Source organism: Acinetobacter sp. UBA6526 (assembly GCF_002434875.1).
GTDB lineage: Bacteria > Pseudomonadota > Gammaproteobacteria > Pseudomonadales > Moraxellaceae > Acinetobacter > Acinetobacter venetianus.
This window is the reverse complement of the sequence record NZ_DJLC01000247.1, coordinates 945-1,494: the sequence shown is the minus strand read 5'-3', so window position 1 is coordinate 1,494 and position 550 is coordinate 945. Positions and strand designations below refer to the sequence as shown.

Annotated in this window: 1 protein-coding gene; it reads left to right on the top strand. The window is 36.4% G+C overall.

All coding sequences use genetic code 11. The annotated features are described in order from the left end of the window. Window positions 1-98: 98 nt before the first annotated feature. Window positions 99-550 (top strand): NAD-dependent epimerase/dehydratase family protein (locus B4237_RS17130; RefSeq protein ID WP_286944090.1); only part of this gene is annotated, 452 nt, incomplete at its 3' end.

Here is a 550-nt window from a genome sequence, read left to right as displayed (position 1 = left end):
TAATCAATAAATTTAAAAAAATGACTGGTCAGCTGTTGTTTGTTCAAGCAAAATTCGCTAAATAAGAGCAATCACAAAAATACAATGTGGAAAAAGAAATGAATAAAAGCACACCAATCTTGGTCACTGGAGCAACAGGTTATATCGCTGGCTGGATTATTGAACGGCTATTAAATCAAGGATATAAGGTGAATGCGACTGTTCGTGATCCATCTAAAACCGATAAAATCCAACATCTTTATGACATCGCCGAGAAGTCATCTGGACAAATCCAATTTTTCAAAGCAGATTTACTTGATCCAAATTCTTTTGATGATGCAATGCAAGGCTGTGAGGTAGTGATTCATACCGCATCACCTTTCGTTGTGACTAATTATAAAGATGCGGTAAAAGACATTATTGAGCCTGCAGTGAAAGGTACTGAAAATGTCCTCAATAGTGTCAACCGTACTGAATCCGTTAAACGTGTGGTACTCACTTCAAGCATTGCTTCGACCTATGGTGATGCAATTGAAATTCTAGATACTTCAAATAATGAGTTTGATGAAAA